Source organism: Mesorhizobium sp. U510 (assembly GCF_059180695.1).
This window is the reverse complement of the sequence record NZ_CP180532.1, coordinates 4,804,551-4,828,195: the sequence shown is the minus strand read 5'-3', so window position 1 is coordinate 4,828,195 and position 23,645 is coordinate 4,804,551. Positions and strand designations below refer to the sequence as shown.

Genomic DNA, 23,645 nt, shown 5'->3' with positions numbered 1-23,645 from the left:
GGGTGTTCGACGGGCTGAGCGCAATCTATGTCGTCTATGCCGGGGCAGCACTGACCGGCATCATGATCGCCGAGGCCTGCTATCTCCTCTATGCCGGCCGCAGCGACAAGCGCACCGCCATCAACCGGCGCATGAAGCTGCAGGAAAGCAAGATCAGCCAGGAGCAGGTGCTGATCCAGCTGCGCAAGGAGCGCGGCCTCGACGCGGGCACCTCGCTGTTCTCGCCAGACCGGTTCCGCGCGCTGCGTACGCAGTCGGGCATGATCATGCCGCTGTCGAAATTTCTGATGATCACCTCGGGTGTGGCGATGGCCATGACCCTGGTCGCCATCTGGTACGGCTTGCCACTGCTGATGGGGCTTCTCCTGTTCGTCGTGCTGTTGCCGCTGGTGCCGGTGATGGTGATGCGCTCCATGCGCAAGCGTCGGCTTAAGCGCTTTGGCATGCAGCTGCCCGAGGCACTGGAACTGATCACGCGCGGCCTCAAGGCCGGTCACCCCGTGCCGGTGGCCATCGCCATGGTGTCGCGCGAAATGCCCGATCCGATCGGCACCGAGTTCGGCGTCATCGCCGATGAGGTGACCTATGGTTCCGACCTGGTCTCGGCTTTGAATTCGCTGTTCGACAGGGTCGGCCATGAGGATCTGCCGCTGTTCATCACCGCCGTCTCCATCCAGTCCAGTTCGGGGGGCAATCTGCGCGAAATCCTCGACGGCCTGGCGCTGACGATCCGCGAGCGCGGCAAGCTGCGTCGCAAGGTGCGCGCCATCTCGACCGAAGGCCGCATGTCGGCCTACATCCTGACGGCGATACCGGCGCTGCTGTTTGCCGCCATCATGGCGCTGATGCCGGGCTTCTACCGTGATGTCTGGGACGAGCCAAAGACCTGGTACCTGATCGGCGGGTCCGTGACCTGGCTGATGCTGGGCAATCTGATGATGTTCAAAATGTCGAATTTCAGGTTCTGACATGCAGGGCTTCATCGAATTCCTAGCCTCGCTCGCACCGACCTCCCTGATGCCGGTGGCGATCCTGCTTCTGGCCCTGGGCAGCGTCGCCGTCGCCTGGCCGATGGTGGCGGCGAAGGGCGACCGCAACGACGTGAAGCGCCGGCTCAAGGTCGACCATGGCGCGGTGGCCGCGAAGCCCGAGCCGCTGCAGAAGAAGAACGCCAATGTCGTGCGCGAAAAGGCGGTGAAGCGGGCGCAGGAATTCTACGCCAGGAGCGATCCGGAAAATGTCGCCCGGTTGCGCATGAAGCTGATCCAGGCCGGCTATATGGAGCCGCGCGCCGTCGGCACGTTCTTCATCATACGCTTTTCCGCGCTGGTCGGCGGCGCGATCGGCGCCTTTGTCCTCAACCAGTGGCTGGCCAGCGCCGAAGCGACGATGACCAGCCGCTGGGCGTTCGTCATCCTGTCGGGCGTGGCCGGTTATTTCCTGCCCGGCCTGGTGCTGACCCAGCAGGTGCGGGAGAAGATGCGCGAGTACCGCAACGGCTTTCCCGACTTCATGGATCTGATGATCGTCTGTTCGGATGCCGGCATGAGCATGGAAGCCGGTATCGAGCGCGTCTCGAAGGAGCTCGCCAAGACCTATCCGGCGCTCAGCCAGAATTTGCAGCTGGTGTCGCTGGAACTGAGGGCAGGGCGCAGCCTCGACGATGCGCTGAAGGCACTCGCCGACCGCCTCAGCCTGGACGAGGTTCGCTCCTTCGCCACGCTCTTACAGCAGTCGAAGGAACTCGGCACCAGCCTGTCAGGCGCGCTGCGCGTCTTCTCCGACGAAATGCGCCACAAGCGCATGTCGCTGGCCGAGGAAAAGGCACATGCCTTGCCGGCCAAGATGTCGATACCGGTGACGGTGTGCATCCTGCCGGTGGTGCTGATGATCGCGATCATCCCGATCATCGTCAAAATGACGGGTAACCACTAGGCGACATCGATGTTCAGTGGCAAGCCTGCGCATCGCGGCTTGCCGAGCTTGATACGGAGCTTGGCCAACAAGTTGCTGCCCGAACTCGGCCCTGCGACATGAGGATCCCCATGCGAATATTGTTGTGTGCCGCCGCTCTTGCCGCGGCCAGTCTGTGGCCCGCCCTGGCCGCGGCCGATGATTGCGGCGATGCCGCCGCGCTGTTGCGGCAGGCTTATCCCAAGATTCAAAAGAGCGCCGACGGCCGCTCGTTCACGCTCGAACCGCATACCAGCATCCCGCTTGCGGTCCCGCAGGACGGTATGCCTGGCCTGCTCTGCAAGGTCTGGCCTGCCCATGACGATCTGTTGCTGGTCGCGGTGCCGCTGATCGACAGCGTCCAATCCGCCGACGGCCAGCATGTTGGCGACATCGAGCTTCTGGTCGTCGACAGGAAGACCCTGCAGGTACGCCAGCGCCTGCTCCAGCCCAGGCTGATGAACGACGATGCCGTCGCCATCCGGGGAATCGAATTCGATACCGCCCGTTATGGGCTGGCGCCGGGTGTCACCGCCTTCGGCCTGCGCATCGACATGGCCAATCATTCACAGCCCAATCCCTTCAACGAAACCGACCTGCGGCTCTACGCCATATCAGGCAATGCGCTGCAGGCGGTGCTCGACGGGCTTGCCGTAGCCGGCCATGGCGGCGAAGGCGACACCAGTTGCGCGGGATCCTTTCATTCCAGCCAGGTCAGCCTGGCGATGAGCCCGAGGATCCATCGCGGCTACCATGACATCATCGCGGTAGAGCGGAAGGATACCGACGAGCCGCTCCCCGACAAGGATGGCGAGTGCCAGTCCCACCCCGGCAAGTCGGTGAGCCGGACCTACCGGCTGCGCTATGACGGCCACCGCTATCCGGTTCCGGCCGAGCTCAAGGCAATGGATCCGCCGTGAGACCGTCCCCCCGCGTCGGCTTGAGGCGTTGGGGTCCGGTGGTTAATGGCTGGTAATTGCGGAAACCAAATCTTAGCTGCATTTCGGTACCGAAGCTTAATCGCTTTGCTCTAATGTCTTTACCTGAAGAACGACCCGGCAAATCGGGCGACGGGGCAGGGCATGCGTCAGACACAATTTGCGGCGATGGCCACGATGGCGGCCGTCCTGATGATCACCGGGTGCACGACGAACAACAACGTCGACACGACCAAGACGACCGCGATCCAGCCGGCGGCCAAGGATGTCGACACATCCGACCTGGCACAAGGCAAGGCGCAGTTTCGCGACGCCAATTATGGTCTCGCCGAACAGCATTTCCGCAAGGCCGTCGAGCTGAAGGCCGACAATGCGGAGGCCTGGATGGGGCTGGCCGCCTCCTATGACGAGCTCGGCCGCTTCGACTTCGCCGACCGCGCCTATGGCCAGCTGTTGAAGGTCGCCGGCCGCAAACCGCAGATCGTCAACAATATGGGCTATTCGCAACTGCTGCGCGGCAACAAGAAGAAGGCCAGGGCGCTGCTGCTCGAGGCGAAGGCCGGCATGGCCGACCCGACGGTCGTCAACGCCAATCTCGCCTTACTGAACAAGGGCTGATGCGCGTTTGATCCTCGCGCTGCCCAAGGGCCGATTTCCGCACGGGCACTGTCGACGCTTTGTAAACCCTAAACGCAGCCTGGGTCGAAAGATCGGCTGAAAACCATGTTCGAGGGCTGCCGCTGACCTAGAATGCCGCGTAACCGCCGACGCTCGAGAGGCCCCCGCCAGATATGCTGGATTTCAGTTCGCTCCTGCTCGCGGCCGCGCTGTCGGGCACATGCCTTGCCGTCACCATGTTTGCCATCTGGCTCACCGCGCCGCGGGCGCGTTTCGTGCTGACGGTGGCGTGCGGCATTATCGTGCTTGTCGCGCATGTGATCCTGTTCTGGCGCTACACCAAGGAGCCTGATCCGCTGCTTTGCCAGATTGCGCTGGCGCTGCTCAGCCTGGGCTTCCTGATCATCTGCCTTTCGGCCATGCAGTATCTCGGCGTGCCGAACCACAGGCGTGCGATCATGCCGACACTTGCCGCCATGGCTGTCTGCGCGGCCTTCACCTTCCTCGGCCTTGACGGTGTCGGCTTCATCGTCACCTACGCGACGGTGACCGTGCTGCTGTCGACGATCGGAGCCATGTTCTGGGTCAATGGCAGCCACGATCGCCGGATCCTGCTGGTGGTTTCGTTCCTGAGTGGCACCTGCGCGGTGTCGTTTGCCCTTTGCGGCGTGGTTCTGATGGCCAAGGGGCAATGGACGCTCGGGGCAGCGCCTGACAACTGGGCCGAACGTCTGAATTCCGTCGTGGCGGTGGCCTGCATGACGGGTCTGGGCGCCTTGACGCTCTCGCTTCATCATCTGCAGGCGCAGATCGAGCTGAAGGCCGAGACCATGACCGATCCATTGACCGGGCTGATGAACCGTCGCGGGTTGATGTCCCTCCACGGCGAGCGGCCCTTCGGTCCCTTCATGGCGGTCGTCATGTTCGACCTCGATCACTTCAAGAGGACGAATGACATCTACGGTCACCCGGTCGGAGACCAGGTCCTGTGCCGCTTCGCCGCCGTCATCCGGAAATATGCCAGGACCGGCGTCGACGCCTTTCGCCTGGGTGGCGAGGAGTTCGCCATCGTCATGTCGCGGATGACGGAAGAGCGAGCCCATGATCTCGCCAGCAAGATCGGCGTCGCCTTCGGCACCGAAATCGTTCCTACCCCGCTCGGTCCGTTGCGCAGCACGGTCAGCGGCGGCATCGGCTTCGGCGGCGCCGACGGCAGCAGCCTCGACGAGGTGCTGGCCGAGGCGGATGCCGCGCTCTACGCGGCCAAGCGCGCCGGCCGAAACTGCGTCATCAGCGGCAAAAGAATGGGCCAGGCCGAACCGGTCAAGCCGGCCTTGCGCTCAGCCTAGTTATTCAGCCGCGCCCAGGTAATCCGACAGCGGCGGGCAGGAGCAGACCAGATTGCGGTCGCCGGCGACATTGTCGATGCGCGACACCGGCGGCCAGTACTTGGCCGCCGTATCGGCGTCGCCCGCGGGATAGGCCGCTTCCAGGCGCGAGTAGGGGTGGGTCCACTGGCCTGCCAGCGTCTCGGCGGCGGTGTGCGGCGCGTTGACCAGCGGGTTGTCGGCCAAGGGCCAGTCGCCCCTGGCGACTTTCGCCGCTTCGCCGGCAATGGCGATCATCGCCTCGCAGAAGCGGTCGAGTTCGCGCTTCGGCTCGGATTCCGTCGGCTCGACCATCAGCGTGCCGGCGACCGGAAACGACATGGTCGGCGCGTGGAAGCCATAGTCGATCAGGCGCTTGGCGATGTCATCGACACTGATGCCGGCGCTGTCCTTGAGCACGCGGGTATCGAGGATGCACTCATGCGCGATGCGATCGTGCCGGCCCTTGTAGAGCAGCGGGAAGTGCGGCGCGAGCCGTGTCGCCACATAGTTGGCCGAGATGATGGCGGTCTCCGTGGCCTGCTTCAATCCGGCGGCGCCCATCATGCGGATATACATCCAGGTGATCGGCAGGATGGAAGCGCTGCCGAAGGGTGCCGCCGACACGGCATGCGCCGAGCCTTCGGTGACATGGCCCGGCAGATAGGGCTTCAGATGCGCCTTGACGCCGATCGGGCCGATGCCGGGGCCGCCGCCGCCATGCGGGATGCAGAAGGTCTTGTGCAGGTTCATATGGCAGACATCGGCGCCGATATCGGCGGGCCGGGCGAGCGCGACCAGCGCGTTGAGGTTGGCGCCGTCGAAATAGACCTGGCCGCCATGCTCGTGGATGAGGGCGCAGAGGTGGCGCGCGCCTTCTTCATAGACGCCATGCGTCGAGGGATAGGTGAACATCAGCGCCGCGAGATTCTTGGAATGCTCGTTGGCCTTGGCCCGCATATCGTCCATGTCGATATTGCCGTCTTCCAGGCAGCGCACGACGACGACGCTCATGCCGGCCATCGCCGCACTCGCCGGATTGGTGCCATGCGCGGAAGAGGGGATCAGGCAGACCGTGCGATGGCCTTCGCCGCGCGAGCGGTGATAGGCGCGGATGGCGAGCAGGCCGGCATATTCGCCCTGGCTGCCGGCATTGGGCTGCAGGCTGACCGCGTCGAAGCCGGTGATTTCGGACAGCCAGCCTTCCAGCTCGCCGATCATGGCGCGATAGCCGGCCGAATGGCTGGCCGGTGCGAAGGGATGCAGATTGGCGATGCTTGGCCAACTCACCGGCATCATTTCGGCCGCCGCGTTGAGCTTCATGGTGCAGGATCCGAGCGGGATCATGGAGCGGTCGAGCGCCAGATCCTTGTCGGCCAACCGGCGCAGCAGGCGCATCATGTCGGTCTCCGACTTGTTCTCGTTGAAGACCGGCTGGGTCAGAAACTCCTTTCCACGCGGCTTGCCGGGAACGGTGCTGTCGGCCGAGGAGGCAGCCTTGGCGCCGAACAGGGAAGCGATCGCGTCGAGATCGGCGTCTGTCGAGGTCTCGTCGAAGGCGATGCCGACATGGTCGGTGTCGAGGACGCGCAGCAGCCGGCCGGTCTTTTCGGCAGCGTCGGCGATTTGCGCGGCCTTGCCTTTCGCCTCCACCGTCACCGTGTCGAAGCGGCTGGCGCCGAGCACCGAAACGCCCGCCGCCTTGAGGCCGCTCGCCAGACGGTTTGCCAGAGCGTGGATGCGTCCGGCGATCGCCTGCAGCCCGGCGGGGCCGTGCCAGATGGCATAGGCCGTCGCCATGTTGGCGAGCAGCGCCTGCGCGGTGCAGATGTTGGAGGTCGCCTTGTCGCGGCGGATATGCTGTTCGCGCGTTTGCAAGGCAAGGCGGTATCCGGGCCGGCCCTTGCTGTCGGTCGATTGGCCGACGAGGCGGCCGGGCATCAGACGCGTCAGCTTATCGGAGACGGCGCAGTAAGCGGCATGTGGGCCGCCAAAGCCCATCGGCACGCCAAACCGCTGCATCGGGCCGACGGCGATGTCGGCGCCGAGTTTCGCCGGCGCATCGGTCAGCGTCAGGCCCAGCGGATCGGCGATGAAGACGACGATGGTACCGGTGGCGCGGGCCTTGTCGATCGCGGCCTTGTGGTCGCCATAGACGCCAAAGGTGTCGGGCCAGGAGACGAGCAGGGCAGCGGTGTTGTCGTCGATGGTCTCGCCGTCGATCTCGATGCCGAGCGGTTCGGCGCGGGTGCGCACCACATCCAGCGTCTGCGGATGCGGCGTGCCGGCGAACGCAACCTTGCTGCGCTTGTCGCGGTGGTGGCGCAGCGCAATGCCGACCGCTTCGGCGACAGCGGTTGCTTCATCGAGCAGCGAGGCGGATGCCACCGGCAGTCCGGTCAATTCGGTGACCAAGGTCTGGAAATTGAACAGCATTTCCAGACGGCCCTGGCTGATCTCGGCCTGATAGGGCGTGTAGGCCGTGTACCAGGCCGGATTCTCGAACAGATTGCGCTGGATGACCGGCGGCACGTGGACGCCGTGATAGCCGGCGCCGATGAAGCTCTTCAGCACGGTGTTCTTCGCCATGGTGGCCGACAATTCGGCCAGCGCTTCGGCCTCGCTGGCCGGCGCGGGCAAGGTCAGCGGCAGGTCGAGGCGAATCGACTGCGGCACGGCCTGGCTGATCAGCGTCTCGACGGAAGGGACGCCGATCACCGCAAGCATGGCTCTGACATCGTTCACGCCAGGACCGATATGACGGGCCGAGAAGGGGGTAAGTGCTGTGGTCATCATCTCTAAGTCCTGATTTCAGGCGATATGGGCTTTGTAGGCGGCCTCGTCCATGAGGCCGGCGAGCTGGCTTTCGTCGGCAAGCTTCATCTTCCACAGCCAGCCTGCGCCGGTTGCCGCGGAGTTGACCAGCGACGGGTCGGAAGACAGCGTGCCGTTGGCCTCGGTGATCTCGCCGTCAACCGGCGCGTAAACGTCGGAGGCCGCCTTGACGGATTCGACCACGACGGCGGTGTCGCCCTTGGTCAGCTTCTTTCCGATCTCCGGCAGTTCGACGAAAACGAGGTCGCCGAGCTGCTCCTGCGCGTAGTCGGTGATGCCGACCGTGGCGATACCGCCTTCGACGCGGAGCCATTCGTGATCTGATGTGAAATAGGTCGTTGCCATGGAGTTCATCCTTTGCGGTAGCGATGAGGGGTGAAGGGCAGGGAGCTGATATCGACGGGGATCTTCGTGCCGCGTACGTCGGCGAACAACCGTGTGCCGGGCTTTGCCAGCGCTGCGGCGACATAGCCCATGGCGACCGGATGGCCGGCCGAGGGGCCAAAGCCGCCTGACGTGACATGGCCGGCGTGATTGCCGTCGGCATCGAACAGGGCGGCACCGGCGCGCACCGGCTGGCGGCCTTCCGGCTTCAGGCCGACGCGCTTTTGCGCCGGGCCGCGTTCGACGGCGGCGCGCAAGGCGTCGGCGCCGATAAAGGCGCCGGAAGCTCTGATGTCCTTGGGAATTGCCCACATCAGCGCGGCGGCGGCCGGGTCGGTCTCCGGCGTGATGTCCTGGCCATGCAGGCAGAGGCCGGCCTCAAGCCGCAGGCTGTCGCGCGCGGCAAGGCCGATCCACAGAACGCGTTCATCCTCGAGCAGCTTCGTGACCAAATCACGCGCGTCCGCCTCCGGCAGGCCGATCTCGAAACCGTCCTCGCCGGTGTAACCCGACCGGCTCATGAACCAGTCTTTCCGCGGCTCGACCCCGTGCATGAACAGCAGCGAGCCGGTCTCGATGCCGGCACGGGACAGGACTGCCCAGGCCTCGGGTCCCTGGATGGCCAGGAAGACGCGGTCGAGCGGCTCGACCTTCACATCGAAATTCGCGGCCAGTTCACGCAGATGCTTCTCGTCGGCGGCGGCGTTGCCGGCATTGGCGACCACCATGAACCTTGTATCGCCGAGCCGGGTGACGATCAGGTCGTCGAGGATGCCGCCGGCCTCATTGAGGAAGAAGGACAGTTTCGACTGCGAGATTTCGAGCGCGCCGGCATCCAAGGGGCAAGCGCGGTCGAGCAGCGCAACCGCTTGCGGCCCGCTGACCTCGAACAGTTTCATATGCGAGATATCGAAGAGACCGGCATGCTCGCGGGTGTGCAGGTGCTCCTTCATAACGCCGGCCGGATAGGTCAGCGGCATCGACCAGCCGGCGAAGGCGCCGAAGCGCGCACCGGCGGCTGTGTGGATATCTTCGAGGGGAAGGTGTTTGCTATCGTCGCCCGTCATGTCGTCTCCAGAGTCGCACGCAATCGGCCGCGAATGGCGACCAGTCCGTGCCCCTCTGTCTGAAGCCTGAGAGACTCGCGCAGCCGGAACTCTGTCAGCGGCGCTTACACCTTCGGCGCGGGGGCAAGCCCCGACTTTCCAGAGTGTCTTTCCCGTCTACGGTTCTTTTGCCTGAGAGATTTCGGGCGATTTCCCCTTCGGCGGCAGCTCTCGCTGCTCTCTCCCGCAAACAGGTAGGACTCAGAATCCCGAGCCCTCGACGTGCCATCCATAGCCCGTCGGCGACACCTTGTCACCTCCCAGCGACATCTAAAGGTGCGTCGCGATGAAACGGATTCAGGTGATGCGCTTTAGCTCTTTGTTTGATGCATGTCGTTTTCCCAAAACCGCTGCGCACTTTTGGGCGACATGCACTGGCCGGCAAGTCTTCGCTAACCACGCCGTTTGCCGGTTTTTCAAGACACTCCTGATATAGCGGGCCGATGTAACGCTTTGGGGCGGACGGGGACGACAATGGGCGAATTGATCATGAGCGCGCCGGTGGCGGGGCTGACCTCGAAGAATCGCATTGCCCCGGAGGATGTGGTGATGCTGCGCCGCGACGTGTTCGCCGATGGCGTGGTGACGCGAGGCGAGGCCGAGGCGCTGTTCGCTCTCGACCAGACGGCCCAGGACAAATGCGCGGAGTGGGCACCTTTCTTCGTCGAGGCGGTGACCGACTACATCGTCCACCAGGAGAAGCCGTCCGGCTATATTTCGCAGGACAATGCCGATTGGCTGGTCCGCACTATTTCGCGCGACGGCATGGTCGACAGCCGCACCGAACTCGAATTGCTGGTCCATGTGCTGGAAAAGGCGAGATCCTCGCCGAGCAAGCTTTGCGTCTATGCGCTGGAGCAGGTCGCGCATGCCGTTATCGACGGCAAGGGGCCGCTGATGCTGGGCGGCGTGTTGGTGCCCGGACTGATCGCCAAGGCGGAAGTCGAGCTGCTGCGCCGCATCCTCTACGCCCATGGCGGCGACGGCAACATCGCCATCACCCGCGGCGAGGCCGAGGTGCTGTTCAGGATCAACGAGCACACCGCCCAGGCCAAGAACGATCCGTCCTGGAACGACCTTTTCGTCAAGGCGATCGCCAATTTCGTCATGTGTTCGGCCGGCTATGAGGCGCCGACCCGCGACGTGGCGCTGCGCCAGGAGAGCTTCCTCGAACATGCCGAGCCGGCAATCGGCGGGTTCTTCAGCCGCATGGTCTCCGGCAGCCTTGCTGGCATCATCGAGGCCTATCGGTCCCCCGATGACATCGAGGCCGAATGGGAGGCCAAGAACAGGGCGGCCGAGGCCCTGGCCCGCCGTGCCGAGACGATCGATGCCGGCGAAGCCAAATGGCTGGTCGAGCATATCGGCGTGGATAGGCCTCTGTACGAGAACGAGCGCGCGCTGCTGACCCTGATCAAGCATGCCTCGCCGGAGATACATCCGGCATTGAGGCCGCTGCTTGAGAAGGTTGCCTAAAGTGCACCGTCCGCTGCTGTCGTTTTACAAAGGATGATGTTGGAGTGGCCTTCGGGCCATTCCGCGAGTTCGGCGATGCGCCGGAAGCCAGCCTTCTCGTAGAGGCCCGGTGCCTGGAAGTCGTGGCTGGAGACCCAAATTCTCCTGACTCCTCGAACCGTTGCCTCAGCGACAAAAGCGCTGAGCAACTGCCTTGCATAGCCGCGACCGCGATAGGCCTCGTCAATCCACATCAATGTCAGCTCGGACGTGCTCGCCCAAGAGTAGCCGGCGGCAACGCCGATCGCATGTCCTGCACAGTCACGAATAACGAAAGCCAGTCCCCGGTAATCGGCGCAGCCCGTCGCGCGTCGGTTGTCGTTGTGGAGGCGTTCCTCGAGTGAACTCAACTCGATCGGCGAAAGATCGTGCTCGGCCTGTATGCGGGTGGTCATCAAATCCCGCCATACCAGTCATAGCCATTGTCTTCCCAATAGCCGCCGCGGCCGCCGCCGACATTGGCGAAGCCGTCGACCAACTCGATCTTGTAGAGATATTTCGGCATCTTATAGCCGAGTTGGCGTTCGACGCGGACGCGCAACGGGGCGCCGTTTTCGACCGGGAGCGGTTTGCCGTTCAGGCCGTAGGCGAGGATCGTCTGCGGATGGCGGGCGTCGATCAGGTCGATCGTGCCGTAATATTTGATGTCGCCGGATAGGCTGCGGTCGATCGTGTCGAGGCAGTGGAACATGACGTAACGCGCCTGCGGCTTGACCACCGCCTGGTCGAGCACCTGCGACAACGGCGTGCCGGTCCATTTGGCGATGCAGCTCCAGCCCTCGACGCAGTCGTGGCGGGTGATCTGCGTGCGGCTCGGCATGTTCTGAAGCTGCTCGCGGCTGAGCGACAGCGGCTTTTCGACGAGGCCCGAGACTTCCAGCCGCCAGTCGGCGAAATTGTTGGCGAGCAGGCCCTTGTAGGTGTCGTCGTCAGGGGCGGTAACGCCGTTCGGCCGCTGCGGCTGGCGGATATCGGCCTCGGTGAATTCCGGTGCCAGCGCGTCACGGCCGGCAAGCAGGCGTTGCGCGCGATATGTCAGCCCATTGGCGTTTTCGAGGAAACTGCGCAGGCCGCTGCCGATGCTCAACTGGCTGTCGAAAGCGTCGCAGCCCGACAGCATGATACCCGAGGCGCCAAGGCTGGCGGCAGTCAGGAATTTCCTTCGACTGATCTGAAAATTGGGGCTGATCTCAAACTTCGCCATGTCAGGCACTCCTCTCGGTCGTCTTGTCGTCATGCGCGGGAGGGTCGGTGCGGTACCAGCCGGTGATGATCGAGCGCAATTCGTTGATCGGGCCGGCGGCCAGGATCATCAGAATGTGGATGATGAAGAAGCCGACCAGCAGCAGCATGACGGTGAAATGAATGGTGCGCGCCGTCTGCCGGCCGCCGAGCACTTCGTTGAGGAAAGGCAGCACCGAATTCATGCTGGGCGACATGGCAAGGCCGGTGATGATCATCAGCGGCAACAGCACGAACAGCACACCGCCATAGGCCATCTTCTGCAGTGTGTTGTATTCACGTGTGTGATGGAATTTCAGCTTCGCGTGGTCGACTATGTCCCGCGGCAGCCGCTTGAGGTCGTCGAGGCGCGGGGCGAGATCGCGCCTGATATGGCCGTTGACCAGGCTGGCGACCAGCCAGACGATCAAGGTCGTCGTCAGGATCCAGGCGAAGAAGAAATGCACGACGCGGGCGGTGCCGAGGTCATAATAGGACGGGATGGTCGCCCAGGACGGGAAGCCACGCGCCGTCTCGTTGCCTGGCGGACCCGACCAGCCGAGCACGCCCGTCGTGTCGAAGCGGTGCCCGAAGATCTCGGTGAAGCCGCGCGGCCCGGCGCTCGTGTTTTCGGCGCCGATTTCGAAAATGGTGTTGTTGTAGCCGAAGCCGGATTGCTTGCCGATATAGAGCTGCGGCCGGGCGTTGAAGATCTGCAGGCCGGAAAGCAGCATGAAGAACAGCGAAATGGCCCAGATCCAGTGTGTCAGCCGCGTCCACCGCGACTGCCGGTAGATCAGCGTGCTGTCGCTCGACACGGGAGCGTCCGGTCCGGTGGCGGATTGGCTTCTGGCAACGGATTCCATTTTGTCTCGTCTCCCGGCCTCGCGGCGTGACCTGCGCGTTCATTGTCCTCCTGATACGTCGCGATCCAAACCGATGTTTCACCCGATCACGGATTTATTACGGGCCACCCAGGCTGACGGCGAGATTGACGGCCGCGGCGACGATGACCGTGTTGAAGAAAAACGACAGGATCGAGTGGACGAGGACGACACAGCGCATATGCGTGGTCGAGATGTTGGTGTCGGCGGTTTGCGCCGTCATGCCGATGACTGCCGAGAAATAGAGGAAATCCCAACCTTCCGGGCGCTTGTCGCCTGGGAACAGCAATCCGCCGACCGGGATTTTCTTCTTGGTTTCAGCGTCCACCGCATCGCCGTCCATCCAGTAGACATGCGCATAGTGAAGTGCGGCCATGGCATGGATGGTGAACCAGCCAAGCGGGATCGACAGCAGCGCGAAACCGAGTTCGACGGAATTGCCTCTGTTCTTCTGGTTGATAAGCAGGAACAACGAGACAACGGCGACGACAACGACGACGAGCGTCACGGCGAAGATGACCAGCACCGGCTGGTCGGTGGCGCGCGCATTCTTGCTCAGATATTTGCCGCTGAATTTGGGCATCTGGCTGACGACGAGAATGACGTAGGCGGCGAAAAAGGCATTGGCGCCGATCGAATAGGCGAGCGGGGCGTGCAGCAGCAACGCCACGAGCAGCGCAAACGCGCCGAAACACGCCGACATTGCGAACAGCATATGGCGCTGCATAGGTTTCTGGATCGGGGCTTCGATGGCCATGACGTCTCCACCCTGGATCGCGCTCGGTTTCTAGCCGGGTGTGGCGGATTTCAGCGCGCGCCGCAAGATGCGGTCGAGTTCACCAAGAAACCGCGAACGGTCCTGCGGCGCAAAGGAGGCATTGTAGCCCTTGCTCTCACCGGTCTCGCGCAAATGCTGCTTGAGGTCGCGCATGGCCACCGCCATGCCGATGGTTTCGGGCGTGAACGGCCGCCCGGTTGGCCCAAGCACATGCGCCCCGAGCGCCACCGTGCGGGCGGCAAGCGGAATGTCCGCCGTGATCACGATGTCGTTGGATTTGGCATTCTCGACGATCCAGTCGTCGGCGGCGTCGGCGCCCTTGGAGACCACGACATTGCGGATCATTGGATCGCGCGATGGCCGCAAGCCGCCATTGGAGACGTAGGTGACGACGACGCCGAGGCGCTCGGCGACCTTTTCCACCTCGGCCTTGACCGGGCAGGCGTCGGCATCGACGTAGATGGCGGGTGCGGGCATAATCCCTCCGAAACGGACAGGGGCCGGAAACGTGTCCGGCCCCTGCCTGAAATCTTACAGTGTTCAGGCCGGCAAGGCGCCGGACTTCTTCGCGGTCCAGGTGGCCATATAGTCCATCAGGCCAGGGTTGAGACAGTCATAGGGTTCGAGCCCGATTGTCCTTAGCTGCGCGCGAATACCGTCCATCCGTTTTGGATCGACGCCGGATTCGATGATTGACGAGACGAAGGCTGCAAACCCCGGCGGCGACCAGCCATCCTCGACGAAGCGCTCGGGATGGATGAAGGTCAGGCCCTTGAAGGGATGGTCGCGCTCGACCGGGCCGTGCATATGGACACCGCAGCCGGTGCAGGCATGGCGCTGGATCAGCGCCGCGGAATCGACCACTTTCAGCTTGTCGCCGTTCTCGCTGACGGTGACGTCGCCCGTGCCGGCCACGGCAACCACCGAGAATACCGCGCCTTCCGGCTTCCAGCATTTGGTGCAGCCGCAGGCATGGTTGTGGGCGATCTGCCCCTTGACCTTCACCTTGACCGGCTTGCTGGTGCAGGCGCAGACCAGCGTGCCGCCGGCAAAGCTCGCGCTCTCCTTTGGCAGGCCATTGTCGATTTTCGGATGCAGTTTCTCCGCCATTCTTTTCTCCTCCCAGTTGTGAACCACAGAGGTCGCTGGCCGGTCGGTCGGCGGCGTGTGGCTTGCTTCAGTAAACGACGACGCTTCGGATCGACTTGCCCTCGTGCATGAGGTCGAACCCCTTGTTGATCTCGTCCAGTTTCAGCAAATGGGTAATCATCGGATCGATCTGGATCTTGCCGTCCATGTACCAGTCGACGATGCGCGGCACGTCGGTGCGGCCGCGCGCGCCGCCGAAGGCGGTGCCCATCCAGGTGCGGCCGGTGACCAGCTGGAACGGCCGCGTCGAGATTTCCTGGCCGGCGCCGGCGACGCCGATGATGACCGACTTGCCCCAGCCGCGGTGCGAGGCTTCCAGCGCCTGGCGCATCACCTTGGTGTTGCCGGTGCAGTCGAACGTGTAGTCGGCGCCGCCGATCTGGTCGGCGCCGCGCTTGGTCATGTTGACGAGGTAAGGCACGATGTCGCCGTCGATCTCCTTCGGATTGACGAAATGCGTCATGCCGAACCGCTCGCCCCATGCCTTCTTGTCGTTGTTCAAATCGACGCCGATGATCATGTCGGCGCCGGCAAGCTTCAGGCCCTGAATGACGTTCAGGCCGATACCGCCGAGGCCGAAGACCACGGCGGTCGCGCCTTGCTCGACCTTGGCGGTGTTGATGACGGCGCCGATGCCGGTGGTGACACCGCAGCCGATGTAGCAGATCTTGTCGAAGGGAGCGTCCGGATTGACCTTGGCCACCGCGATCTCGGGCAGCACGGTGAAGTTGGAGAAGGTCGAGCAGCCCATATAGTGGAAGATCTTGTCCTTGCCGATCGAGAAGCGCGACGAGCCGTCGGGCATCAAGCCCTGGCCCTGCGTGGCGCGGATCGCCGTGCACAGATTGGTCTTTCTCGACAGGCAGGACGGGCACTGCCGGCATTCCGGCGTGTAGAGCGGAATGACGTGGTCGCCCTTCTTGACCGAGGTGACGCCCTTGCCGACATCGACCACCACGCCAGCGCCCTCATGGCCGAGAATGGCTGGGAACAGGCCTTCGGGATCGGCGCCCGACAGCGTGAACTCGTCGGTGTGGCAAATGCCGGTCGCCTTGATCTCGACCAGCACCTCGCCTTCGCGCGGACCGTCGAGGTCGACCTCCATGATCTCCAGCGGCTTTCCGGCGGCGACAGCGACAGCGGCGCGGGTTTTCATAGGGCGTCCTCCAAATGCGAATTTTTTTCCAAGGTTTCAGGTTTTTTCGACACGATCAACTAGAAGCTGGCGCCGAGACTGCGCCACAGCGATGAATTGGAATCGCAAATCGATTGAAAGGCAGTGATTTGCATGGTCGGCTTGACCCTGCAAGCACAGGTCATAAAAGGAACGACCGACCGGAGGGGAATGACCTCAGCATGTTCACGAAAATCCTGATCGCCAACCGTGGCGAGATCGCCTGTCGCGTCATCAAGACGGCGCGCAAGATGGGGATTGCCACGGTCGCCGTCTATTCCGATGCCGATCGCGATGCCGTGCATGTCGAGATGGCCGACGAGGCGGTGCATATCGGGCCTTCGCCCGCCGCGCAAAGTTATCTTGTCCCTGAAAAGATCATCGCCGCCTGCAAGGAAACCGGGGCTCAGGCCGTGCATCCCGGCTATGGCTTCCTGTCCGAGCGCGCCGCCTTCTGCGAAACGCTGGAGAAGGAAGGCATCGTCTTCATCGGCCCGAAGCCCAAGGCGATCAAGGCCATGGGCGACAAGATCGAATCGAAGAAATTCGCCAACGCCGCCAAGGTTTCGACCGTGCCCGGCTGGCTTGGCGTCATCGAGAATGCCGACCACGCCGAACAGATCGCCGGCGAGATCGGCTATCCCGTGATGATCAAGGCCTCCGCCGGCGGCGGCGGCAAGGGCATGCGCATTGCCTGGAACCAGTCGGAAGTGCGCGACGGTTTCGACCGGGCGCGCTCGGAAGCCAAGAGCTCGTTCGGCGACGACCGCGTGTTCATTGAGAAATTCGTCGTCGATCCGCGCCATATCGAGATCCAGGTGCTGGCCGATGCGCATGGCAATGCGCTCTATCTCGGCGAGCGTGAATGCTCGATCCAGCGCCGCAACCAGAAGGTGGCGGAAGAGGCGCCGTCGCCCTTCCTCGATGCCAAGACGCGCAAGGCCATGGGCGAGCAGTCGGTGGCGCTGGCCAGGGCGGTCGACTACCAGAGCGCCGGCACGGTCGAGTTCATCGTCGACAAGGACAAGAACTTCTATTTCCTTGAAATGAATACACGATTGCAGGTCGAGCATCCGGTGACCGAACTCGTCACCGGCATAGATCTGGTCGAGCAGATGATCCGCGTCGCCGCCGGTGAGAAGCTCGCCTTGAAGCAAAGCGACATCAAGCTGAATGGCTGGGCGGTGGAAAGCCGGCTCTATGCCGAGGACCCGCATCGCAATTTCCTGCCGTCGATCGGCCGGCTGACGCGCTACCGGCCGCCGGAGGAAGGGCAATTCGGCGATGTGATCATCCGCAACGACACCGGCGTCACCGAAGGCTCCGAGATTTCGATGTTCTATGACCCGATGCTCGCCAAATTGTGCACCTGGGCGCCGACGCGCATCGAAGCGATCGATGCCATGTCGGAAGCGCTCGACAGTTTTGTGGTCGACGGTATCGAGCACAACATTCCGTTCCTGGCGGCGCTGATGCAGCATCCGCGCTGGCGGGAAGGGGCGATATCGACCGGCTTCATAGCCGAGGAATATCCCGACGGTTTTGCGCCCGTCGTGCCGAACAGCGGAGAAAAAGCAGTTCTCACCTCGATCGTGACCGCGGTGGAATTGCTGCGCCGCGACCGGCTCGACCGGCTGGGCGGGCGGTTGGCGCCGCATTCGGGTGCGCTCAAGCGCGATTGGGTGGTGAAGCTCGGCGACGACTACCTCCAGGCGTCCATCCTCGAAGGCATGATATCCATTCCGATGGAGATCGACCTGTCGATCGGCGGCGGCAAGGCGCTGACCGTTTCATCCGACTGGCGGCCGGGCGACCTGATCTGGCGCGGCACGGTCGGCAAGCGCTCCGTTGTCGCCCAGATCCGGCCTGTCGCCAACGGTCTTCGCATCGCCTGGAAAGGCATGTCGGTGACCGCGCGCGCCATGCTGCCGCGCATCGCCGAGCTGGAACGGCTGATGCCGGAGAAGGTGGCGCCGGACACGTCGAAACTGCTGCTTTGCCCGATGCCCGGCCTCGTCGTGTCGATCGCTGTCACCGAGGGCCAGGAGGTCAAGGCCGGCGAGACCTTGGCCGTGGTCGAGGCGATGAAGATGGAAAACGTGCTGCGCGCCGAACGCGACCTCATCGTATCGAAACTCAACGCCAAGCCCGGCGACAGCCTGGCTGTGGACGCGGTGATCATGGAATTCGCCTAGAGATTGTTTGGAAATTCTACTTCGGCCGCCATCTGAAGGCGTTTTCTGCGCTTCCCGTTCTACTTGCGCTCCGGTTCTCGAAACCACCATCATATGACTCGCCGGAGCGAACGTCGAAACAATCTCTGAGGTGAGGCGCCGTGCATTCGGCAAGCCTGTGATTGGCGGTCGTTTGTGCTGGACTGGTATCGCCCTGTCCCGGACAATACATCTCCATCGACTCAAGGCCTTCGACAGCGCGAGAAATCATGGCGGATGACAAACTCCCACGCGACCCCCTGAAGCGCGAAGCCGCGATAGCGGCGGCGCGGCCGGAGGTGCCGGCGCGGCCGTTCGTGCATCTGCGCGTGCATTCGGCCTATTCGCTGCTCGAGGGCGCGCTCCAACTCGGCAAGATCGTCGGCCATGCCGTGAAGGACGAGGCGCCGGCGATCGCCGTCACCGACACCAACAATCTGTTCGGCGCGCTCGAATTCGCGCAGAAGGCGGTGAAGGAGGGCATCCAACCGATCATCGGCTGCCAGATCGCGCTCGCCTTTTCCGGCGAAAACAGCGACGGCCAGCGGGATCGCCGGCGGCAAGGCCCGGAAATGCGGCCGGTCGTTCTGCTCGCCGCGACCGAAGCCGGTTATTCCAACCTGGTCAGGCTGGTCAGCCGCGTCTATCTGGAAACACCGCCCGGCGAGGCGGTGCATCTGACGACCGAGATGCTGGAGGGAAAGGCCGATGGGCTGATCTGCCTCAGCGGCGGGCCACGCGGCCCGATCGGCAACGCCTTGAAGGAGGATCGCCGCGATCTGGCCGAGGTTCGGCTTTTGACGCTCAAGGCGATGTTCGGCGACCGGCTCTATGTCGAATTGGACCGGGTCGCGGGCTATGACCGGGTCATCGAACATCAGACGATCGATCTCGCCTATGCGCACGAACTTCCGCTTGTCGCCACCAACGAGGCGTTTTTCTCTTCACGCGACGATTATGAGGCGCATGACGCGCTGATCGCCATCGCCGAGGGCTCCGTCGTCGCTGTCGATACCCGCCGCCGGTTGTCGCCGGACAATTTCCTGCGCAGCCAGGCCGACATGGCAAAGCTGTTCGCCGACCTGCCGGAAGCGATCGACAACACGGTCGAGATCGCCCAGCGCTGTTCCTATTATCCGAAAACCCGCAGCCCGATCCTGCCACGCTTCACTGGCGGCGATGCCTCCGACAAGGATGCGGCCGAAAAGGCCGAGGCCGCGGAGCTCGCCCGCCAGGCGCGTGAGGGGCTCGACGCACGGCTCGCCCTGCACGGACCGACTCCGGGCTACACGGTCGAGCAGTATCGCGAACGGCTGGAATTCGAGCTCGGCATCATCGAGAAGATGAAATTCCCCGGCTACTTCCTGATCGTTGCCGACTTCATCAAATGGGCCAAGGCGCAAGGCATTCCGGTTGGACCGGGCCGTGGTTCGGGCGCCGGGTCGCTGGTCGCCTATTCGACGACCATCACCGACATCGATCCGCTGCGCTTCTCGCTGCTGTTCGAGCGCTTCCTCAATCCCGACCGCGTGTCGATGCCCGACTTCGACATCGACTTCTGCCAGGATCGCCGCGAAGAGGTGATCCGCTACGTCCAGCAGAAATACGGCCGCGACCAGGTCGGCCAGATCATCACCTTCGGTACACTGCAGGCCCGCGCCGTGCTGCGCGATGTCGGCCGCGTGCTGCAGATGCCCTATGGCCAGGTCGACAAGCTGTCCAAAATGGTGCCGCAGAACCCTGCCAATCCGGTCAAGCTGGCGGACGCCATTGCCAATGAGCCCCGCTTTGCCGAAGAGGCCGAGAAGGAGCCGATCGTCCAGACGCTGCTCGACATGGCTCAGAAGCTGGAAGGTCTTTACCGCCACGCTTCTACGCACGCCGCCGGCATCGTCATCGGCGACCGGCCTTTGTCGGAACTGGTGCCGATGTACCGCGATCCGCGCTCGGACATGCCGGTCACCCAGTTCAACATGAAATATGTCGAGCAGGCCGGGCTGGTGAAGTTCGACTTCCTCGGCCTGAAGACGCTGACCGTGCTGGAGACGGCGGTCAAGCTGATCCGCCGGCGCGGTATCGACATCGACCTGGCGACGATCCCGCTCGACGACCCCGAGACCTACGCCATGCTGTCGCGCGGCGAGGTGGTCGGCGTGTTCCAGGTGGAAAGTGCCGGCATGCGCAAGGCGCTGATCGGCATGCGGCCCGACTGCATCGAGGACATCATCGCGCTCGTCGCCCTCTACCGGCCAGGCCCGATGGAGAACATCCCGACCTACAATGCCAGAAAGCATGGCGAGGAGGAGATGGCCTCGATCCATCCCAAGATCGACCATCTGGTGAAGGAGACGCAAGGCGTCATCGTCTACCAGGAACAGGTGATGCAGATTGCGCAGGAGCTGTCCGGCTATTCGCTCGGCGAGGCCGACCTTCTGCGCCGCGCCATGGGCAAGAAGATCCGCGCCGAGATGGACAAGCAGCGCGAGCGCTTTGTCTCGGGTGCGGTCGAGCGCGGTGTCAGCAAGCCGCAAGCCGACTTTATTTTCGACCTGCTGGCCAAGTTCGCCGACTACGGTTTCAACAAGTCGCACGCAGCCGCCTACGCCGTGGTCTCGTACCAGACCGCCTATCTCAAGGCGCATTATCCGGTCGAGTTCCTGGCCGCGTCGATGACGCTCGATATGGGCAATACCGACAAGCTCGCCGACTTCCGCCAGGACGCGCTGCGCCTCGGCATCGAGGTTCTGGCGCCGTCGGTGATGACGAGTTTTCGGCCTTTCGAGGTCGGCGAGAACCGCATCTATTATTCGATGGCCGCACTCAAGGGCGTCGGCGACGCGGCGGTCGAGCACATCGTTGCCGTGCGGGGCGAAAAACCGTTCAAGAATCTCGCGGATTTCTGCGAGCGGGTCGATCCCAAGATCGTCGGCAAGCGCGTCTTCGAAAGCCTGATCATGGCCGGCGCGCTCGACTGCTTCGGCCATGACCGCGCCCAGATGATGGCTGGCGTCGAACGGATGATGGGATTGGCGTCACTTGCCCAGCAGAACGCCGTTTCCGGCCAGGCCGATATTTTCGGCGCCTCACTCGGCGCTCAGTCGCAGGCGTTGAACCTGCCGGCGACGGACCCATGGCTCGCCGCCGACCGGCTGCACCGCGAATTCCAGGTCGTCGGTTTCTATCTCTCGGCCCATCCGCTCGACGAATACAAGGCGGCCTTGCAGAAGATGCGGGTGCAGAACTGGGCGGAGTTCTCGGCCGCCGTCAAGCGCGGCGCTTCTGCCGGCCGCCTGGCAGGCACGGTGACCAGCAAACAGGAGCGCAAGACGCGCACCGGCAACAAGATGGGCGTTGTGGCCTTTTCCGATACTTCCGGCCAGTACGAGGCCGTGCTGTTTTCCGAAGCGTTGGCGCAGTACCGTGACTTGCTGGAAGCCGGCCGCTCCGTCGTGATCACCGTCGCGGCCGAGGACCGGCCCGAGGGCGTCAATTTGCGCATCAACTCCGTGCAATCGCTGGAGGAGGAGGCAAGCCGTATCCAGAAGGCGCTGCGCATATTCGTCAGGAACGATGGACCCGCCTCGATAATCCAGTCCCAGCTCACCCAGCGCGGTGAAAGCCAGGTGAGCATCATCGTAATCAAGGAAGAGGCCCAGGGCGAGGTCGAGATCGCTTTGCAGGGCGGCTACCGCGTCTCGCCGCAGATCGCCTCGGCGATGCGCGCCGTGCCCGGCGTGGTCGAAGTGGAACTGGTGTGATCGCCGCGCTTGGCAGGCATCGGCGCATGCCGCCCATGTCATCGCGATCGGCATGAAGGCCGCTGACAGGCGAGCATCACAGGATCGTTCCGCGATGGCGCGGCTGCGCGACATGCTGCGCAGGCTCTATCATGGGCGCACGCCGGCCGCCTTCCGCTTTCAGGTTGCGGCAATCGTCATCGATCTCGCCATCATCGCTTTCTTCATCGCGACACCCGTCATCCAGCATTCGGCCTCGTTCCTGTGGCTGGATTATGCGGTGGCGGCGCTGGTCGGCGCCGATCTGATTGCCAGGCTGCTGGCTTCCAACGACATGCTGCGCCTGATGAAGCAGCCGACCTCCTGGGTGAATGTCTTCATCCTGTTGACGCTGCTGATGCCGACGGCGCTCGCCAATCTCGGTTTCCTGCGCATCCTGCGGCTGTGGTCGCTGTCGCGCAGCGGTTCGATCTGGCGGCATTTCGAGATGCGTGGGCTGAGGCCCTGGCGCGAGGCAAGCAATGCGGTCATTAACCTCTTGACGTTTCTGTTCGTCATCACCGGCTTCGTCTACACCTTCTTCTTCCGAAACGGCGCCGGGCTGGAAAACTACATCGATGCGCTTTATTTCACCGTCGCCACGGTGACGACGACCGGCTTCGGCGACATCGTGCTGCCGGGAATGGCCGGCAAGCTGACGGCGATCGTCACCATGATCATCGGCATATCGCTGTTTGTCAGGCTGGCGCAGGCGATCTTCCGGCCGGCCAAGGTGTTCTTTCCCTGTCCGCAATGCGGGCTGCAGCGGCATGAGCCGGATGCCGTGCACTGCAAGGCCTGCGGGCACGTCCTCAACATACCGAACGAAGGCGACTGACTGGCTGACTGCTACGATGCCGCCACTTCAGCCGGCTGCACCGGTTTGCGCTGCAGGTTGAGCAGATTGCCCATCAGGATCAGGAGAGCGCCACCGGCGGTGAAGGCGTCGATCTGCTCCTTGTAAAGCAGCCAGCCGACCAGCGCCGAGAAGGGCACCCGCAGAAAATCCATTGGCGAAATGACGGTGGCGTCGGCATAGGTGAGCGCGCGGGCCATGCAGAAATGTGACGACATGCCGGTGAAGGCGATCAGCAGGATCCAGGGCCACAGTTCAAGCGATGGCGTGCGCCACACGTAGACGGCGGGGATGAGGCCGAGCGCCGACTGGATGATCAGCATCCAGAAAATGATGCGCACGACGCTGTCGGTGCGCGTCAGCGATTTGACCAGGACCAGCGATATGCCGAAACAGACCGCGGCGCCCAGCACGACCAGATGTCCGGGATCAACCGCGTTGACGCCTGGACGGACGATGACCACCACGCCGATCAGGCCTAGCACGACCGCCGCCAGTTTCGGCCGGCTCAGCCTTTCGCCGAGAAACGTCACCGCCAGGATCGCCGTCCAGATCGGCGTGGTGAATTCGATCGAGATCAGCACCGCCAGCGGGATCAGGGTCAAGGCGTAGAGCCATGCCGCCTGGCCGGTATAGTGGACGACGTTGCGCGCGATATGGGCGAGGGGACGCTGCGTGCGCATTGCCGCGAAGCCGCCGCTCGCCAGCACCAGCGGCAAGAGGATGAAGAAGCCGATCACCGAGCGCAGTTCCAGCACCTGGAAGACGTTGAGTTCGGCCGTGGTGGCGCGGCCGGCGACCGACATAGCCAGGAAAGAGCTGATCGACAGCGCCATCCAGAACGCGGCCTTGGGGATCGAGGGGGTGGGTGCCATGGC

General features: G+C 63.5%; 20 protein-coding genes and 1 riboswitch. Of the genes, 9 read left to right on the top strand and 11 right to left on the bottom strand.

Annotated features, from left to right (window positions below):
* Positions 1-2 precede the first annotated feature (2 nt).
* From ACLGL5_RS25140 to ACLGL5_RS25120, 5 genes are all read left to right on the top strand, one after another.
* A complete protein-coding gene (locus ACLGL5_RS25140) occupies positions 3-968 on the top strand; it encodes a type II secretion system F family protein (protein ID WP_032930462.1) in 966 nt (321 codons plus the stop codon).
* A gap of 1 nt (position 969) precedes the next feature.
* Complete coding sequence (locus ACLGL5_RS25135) at positions 970-1,935, top strand: type II secretion system F family protein (protein WP_069092267.1); 966 nt, start codon at positions 970-972, stop codon at positions 1,933-1,935.
* Between the two features lie 110 nt (positions 1,936-2,045).
* The gene (locus ACLGL5_RS25130) at positions 2,046-2,873 is read left to right on the top strand and encodes a PA3715 family protein (protein WP_069092266.1); all 828 of its coding nucleotides are present in this window, start codon (positions 2,046-2,048) and stop codon (positions 2,871-2,873) included.
* Between the two features lie 162 nt (positions 2,874-3,035).
* Positions 3,036-3,509 (top strand): tetratricopeptide repeat protein, encoded by a 474-nt coding sequence (locus tag ACLGL5_RS25125; protein ID WP_019858425.1) that lies wholly within the window; start codon positions 3,036-3,038, stop codon positions 3,507-3,509.
* Positions 3,510-3,682: 173 nt separating this feature from the next.
* Positions 3,683-4,858, top strand: a complete 1,176-nt coding sequence (locus tag ACLGL5_RS25120; RefSeq protein ID WP_069092265.1) for a GGDEF domain-containing protein — start codon at positions 3,683-3,685, stop codon at positions 4,856-4,858.
* On the opposite strand, the gene gcvP is transcribed toward ACLGL5_RS25120, so the two are convergent.
* From gcvP to gcvT, 3 genes are read right to left on the bottom strand one after another with little or no spacing between them, the layout of a single operon-like run.
* Positions 4,859-7,672 carry an aminomethyl-transferring glycine dehydrogenase gene (gene gcvP / locus ACLGL5_RS25115; RefSeq protein ID WP_069092264.1) on the bottom strand — a complete coding sequence of 938 codons (2,814 nt, stop codon included), beginning with the start codon at positions 7,670-7,672 and terminating at the stop codon, positions 4,859-4,861. It abuts the gene before it with no gap.
* Between the two features lie 15 nt (positions 7,673-7,687).
* On the bottom strand, positions 7,688-8,056 hold the full coding sequence (gene gcvH, locus ACLGL5_RS25110; protein ID WP_027046888.1) for a glycine cleavage system protein GcvH: 369 nt from the start codon (positions 8,054-8,056) through the stop codon (positions 7,688-7,690).
* A gap of 5 nt (positions 8,057-8,061) precedes the next feature.
* Positions 8,062-9,162 carry a glycine cleavage system aminomethyltransferase GcvT gene (gene gcvT, locus ACLGL5_RS25105; protein ID WP_038647063.1) on the bottom strand — a complete coding sequence of 367 codons (1,101 nt, stop codon included), beginning with the start codon at positions 9,160-9,162 and terminating at the stop codon, positions 8,062-8,064.
* Between the two features lie 149 nt (positions 9,163-9,311).
* A riboswitch (glycine riboswitch) is annotated at positions 9,312-9,398 on the bottom strand.
* A 277-nt stretch (positions 9,399-9,675) separates the two neighbouring features.
* Between gcvT and ACLGL5_RS25100 the strand changes: the two genes are divergently transcribed.
* Complete coding sequence (locus ACLGL5_RS25100) at positions 9,676-10,677, top strand: hypothetical protein (RefSeq protein WP_038647061.1); 1,002 nt, start codon at positions 9,676-9,678, stop codon at positions 10,675-10,677.
* Here ACLGL5_RS25100 and ACLGL5_RS25095 read toward each other — a convergent pair.
* From ACLGL5_RS25095 to ACLGL5_RS25065, 7 genes are all read right to left on the bottom strand, one after another.
* Positions 10,674-11,111: a GNAT family N-acetyltransferase gene (locus ACLGL5_RS25095; protein ID WP_069092263.1), complete on the bottom strand. Its 438-nt coding sequence runs from the start codon at positions 11,109-11,111 to the stop codon at positions 10,674-10,676. The genes ACLGL5_RS25100 and ACLGL5_RS25095 overlap by 4 nt on opposite strands.
* Positions 11,111-11,920, bottom strand: a complete 810-nt coding sequence (locus tag ACLGL5_RS25090) for a molybdopterin-binding protein (RefSeq protein ID WP_064984242.1) — start codon at positions 11,918-11,920, stop codon at positions 11,111-11,113. The genes ACLGL5_RS25095 and ACLGL5_RS25090 overlap by 1 nt, the downstream gene beginning before the upstream one ends.
* Position 11,921: 1 nt before the next feature.
* Positions 11,922-12,803, bottom strand: a complete 882-nt coding sequence (locus tag ACLGL5_RS25085) for a cytochrome b/b6 domain-containing protein (protein ID WP_019858417.1) — start codon at positions 12,801-12,803, stop codon at positions 11,922-11,924.
* Positions 12,804-12,900: 97 nt separating this feature from the next.
* Entirely contained in the window at positions 12,901-13,578 is a 678-nt protein-coding gene (locus ACLGL5_RS25080; RefSeq protein ID WP_064984246.1) for a DUF1345 domain-containing protein, read from the bottom strand.
* Positions 13,579-13,608: 30 nt separating this feature from the next.
* Positions 13,609-14,076 (bottom strand): YaiI/YqxD family protein, encoded by a 468-nt coding sequence (locus tag ACLGL5_RS25075; RefSeq protein ID WP_069092262.1) that lies wholly within the window; start codon positions 14,074-14,076, stop codon positions 13,609-13,611.
* Between the two features lie 63 nt (positions 14,077-14,139).
* Complete coding sequence (gene gfa, locus ACLGL5_RS25070) at positions 14,140-14,709, bottom strand: S-(hydroxymethyl)glutathione synthase (protein WP_027046885.1); 570 nt, start codon at positions 14,707-14,709, stop codon at positions 14,140-14,142.
* Positions 14,710-14,776: 67 nt separating this feature from the next.
* A complete protein-coding gene (locus ACLGL5_RS25065; protein WP_019858413.1) occupies positions 14,777-15,904 on the bottom strand; it encodes an S-(hydroxymethyl)glutathione dehydrogenase/class III alcohol dehydrogenase in 1,128 nt (375 codons plus the stop codon).
* Between the two features lie 200 nt (positions 15,905-16,104).
* On the opposite strand from ACLGL5_RS25065, the gene ACLGL5_RS25060 reads away from it, so the two are divergent.
* The 3 genes from ACLGL5_RS25060 (at position 16,105) to ACLGL5_RS25050 (ending at position 22,749) form a co-directional block, all read left to right on the top strand.
* Entirely contained in the window at positions 16,105-18,117 is a 2,013-nt protein-coding gene (locus ACLGL5_RS25060) for an acetyl-CoA carboxylase biotin carboxylase subunit (RefSeq protein WP_069092261.1), read from the top strand.
* Positions 18,118-18,365: 248 nt separating this feature from the next.
* On the top strand, positions 18,366-21,893 hold the full coding sequence (dnaE, locus tag ACLGL5_RS25055) for a DNA polymerase III subunit alpha (protein ID WP_064984250.1): 3,528 nt from the start codon (positions 18,366-18,368) through the stop codon (positions 21,891-21,893).
* A 52-nt stretch (positions 21,894-21,945) separates the two neighbouring features.
* Positions 21,946-22,749 (top strand): ion channel, encoded by an 804-nt coding sequence (locus ACLGL5_RS25050; RefSeq protein WP_069092260.1) that lies wholly within the window; start codon positions 21,946-21,948, stop codon positions 22,747-22,749.
* Positions 22,750-22,760: 11 nt separating this feature from the next.
* Here ACLGL5_RS25050 and ACLGL5_RS25045 read toward each other — a convergent pair whose 3' ends face one another.
* On the bottom strand, positions 22,761-23,642 hold the full coding sequence (locus ACLGL5_RS25045; protein ID WP_069092259.1) for a DMT family transporter: 882 nt from the start codon (positions 23,640-23,642) through the stop codon (positions 22,761-22,763).
* Positions 23,643-23,645: the final 3 nt, after the last annotated feature.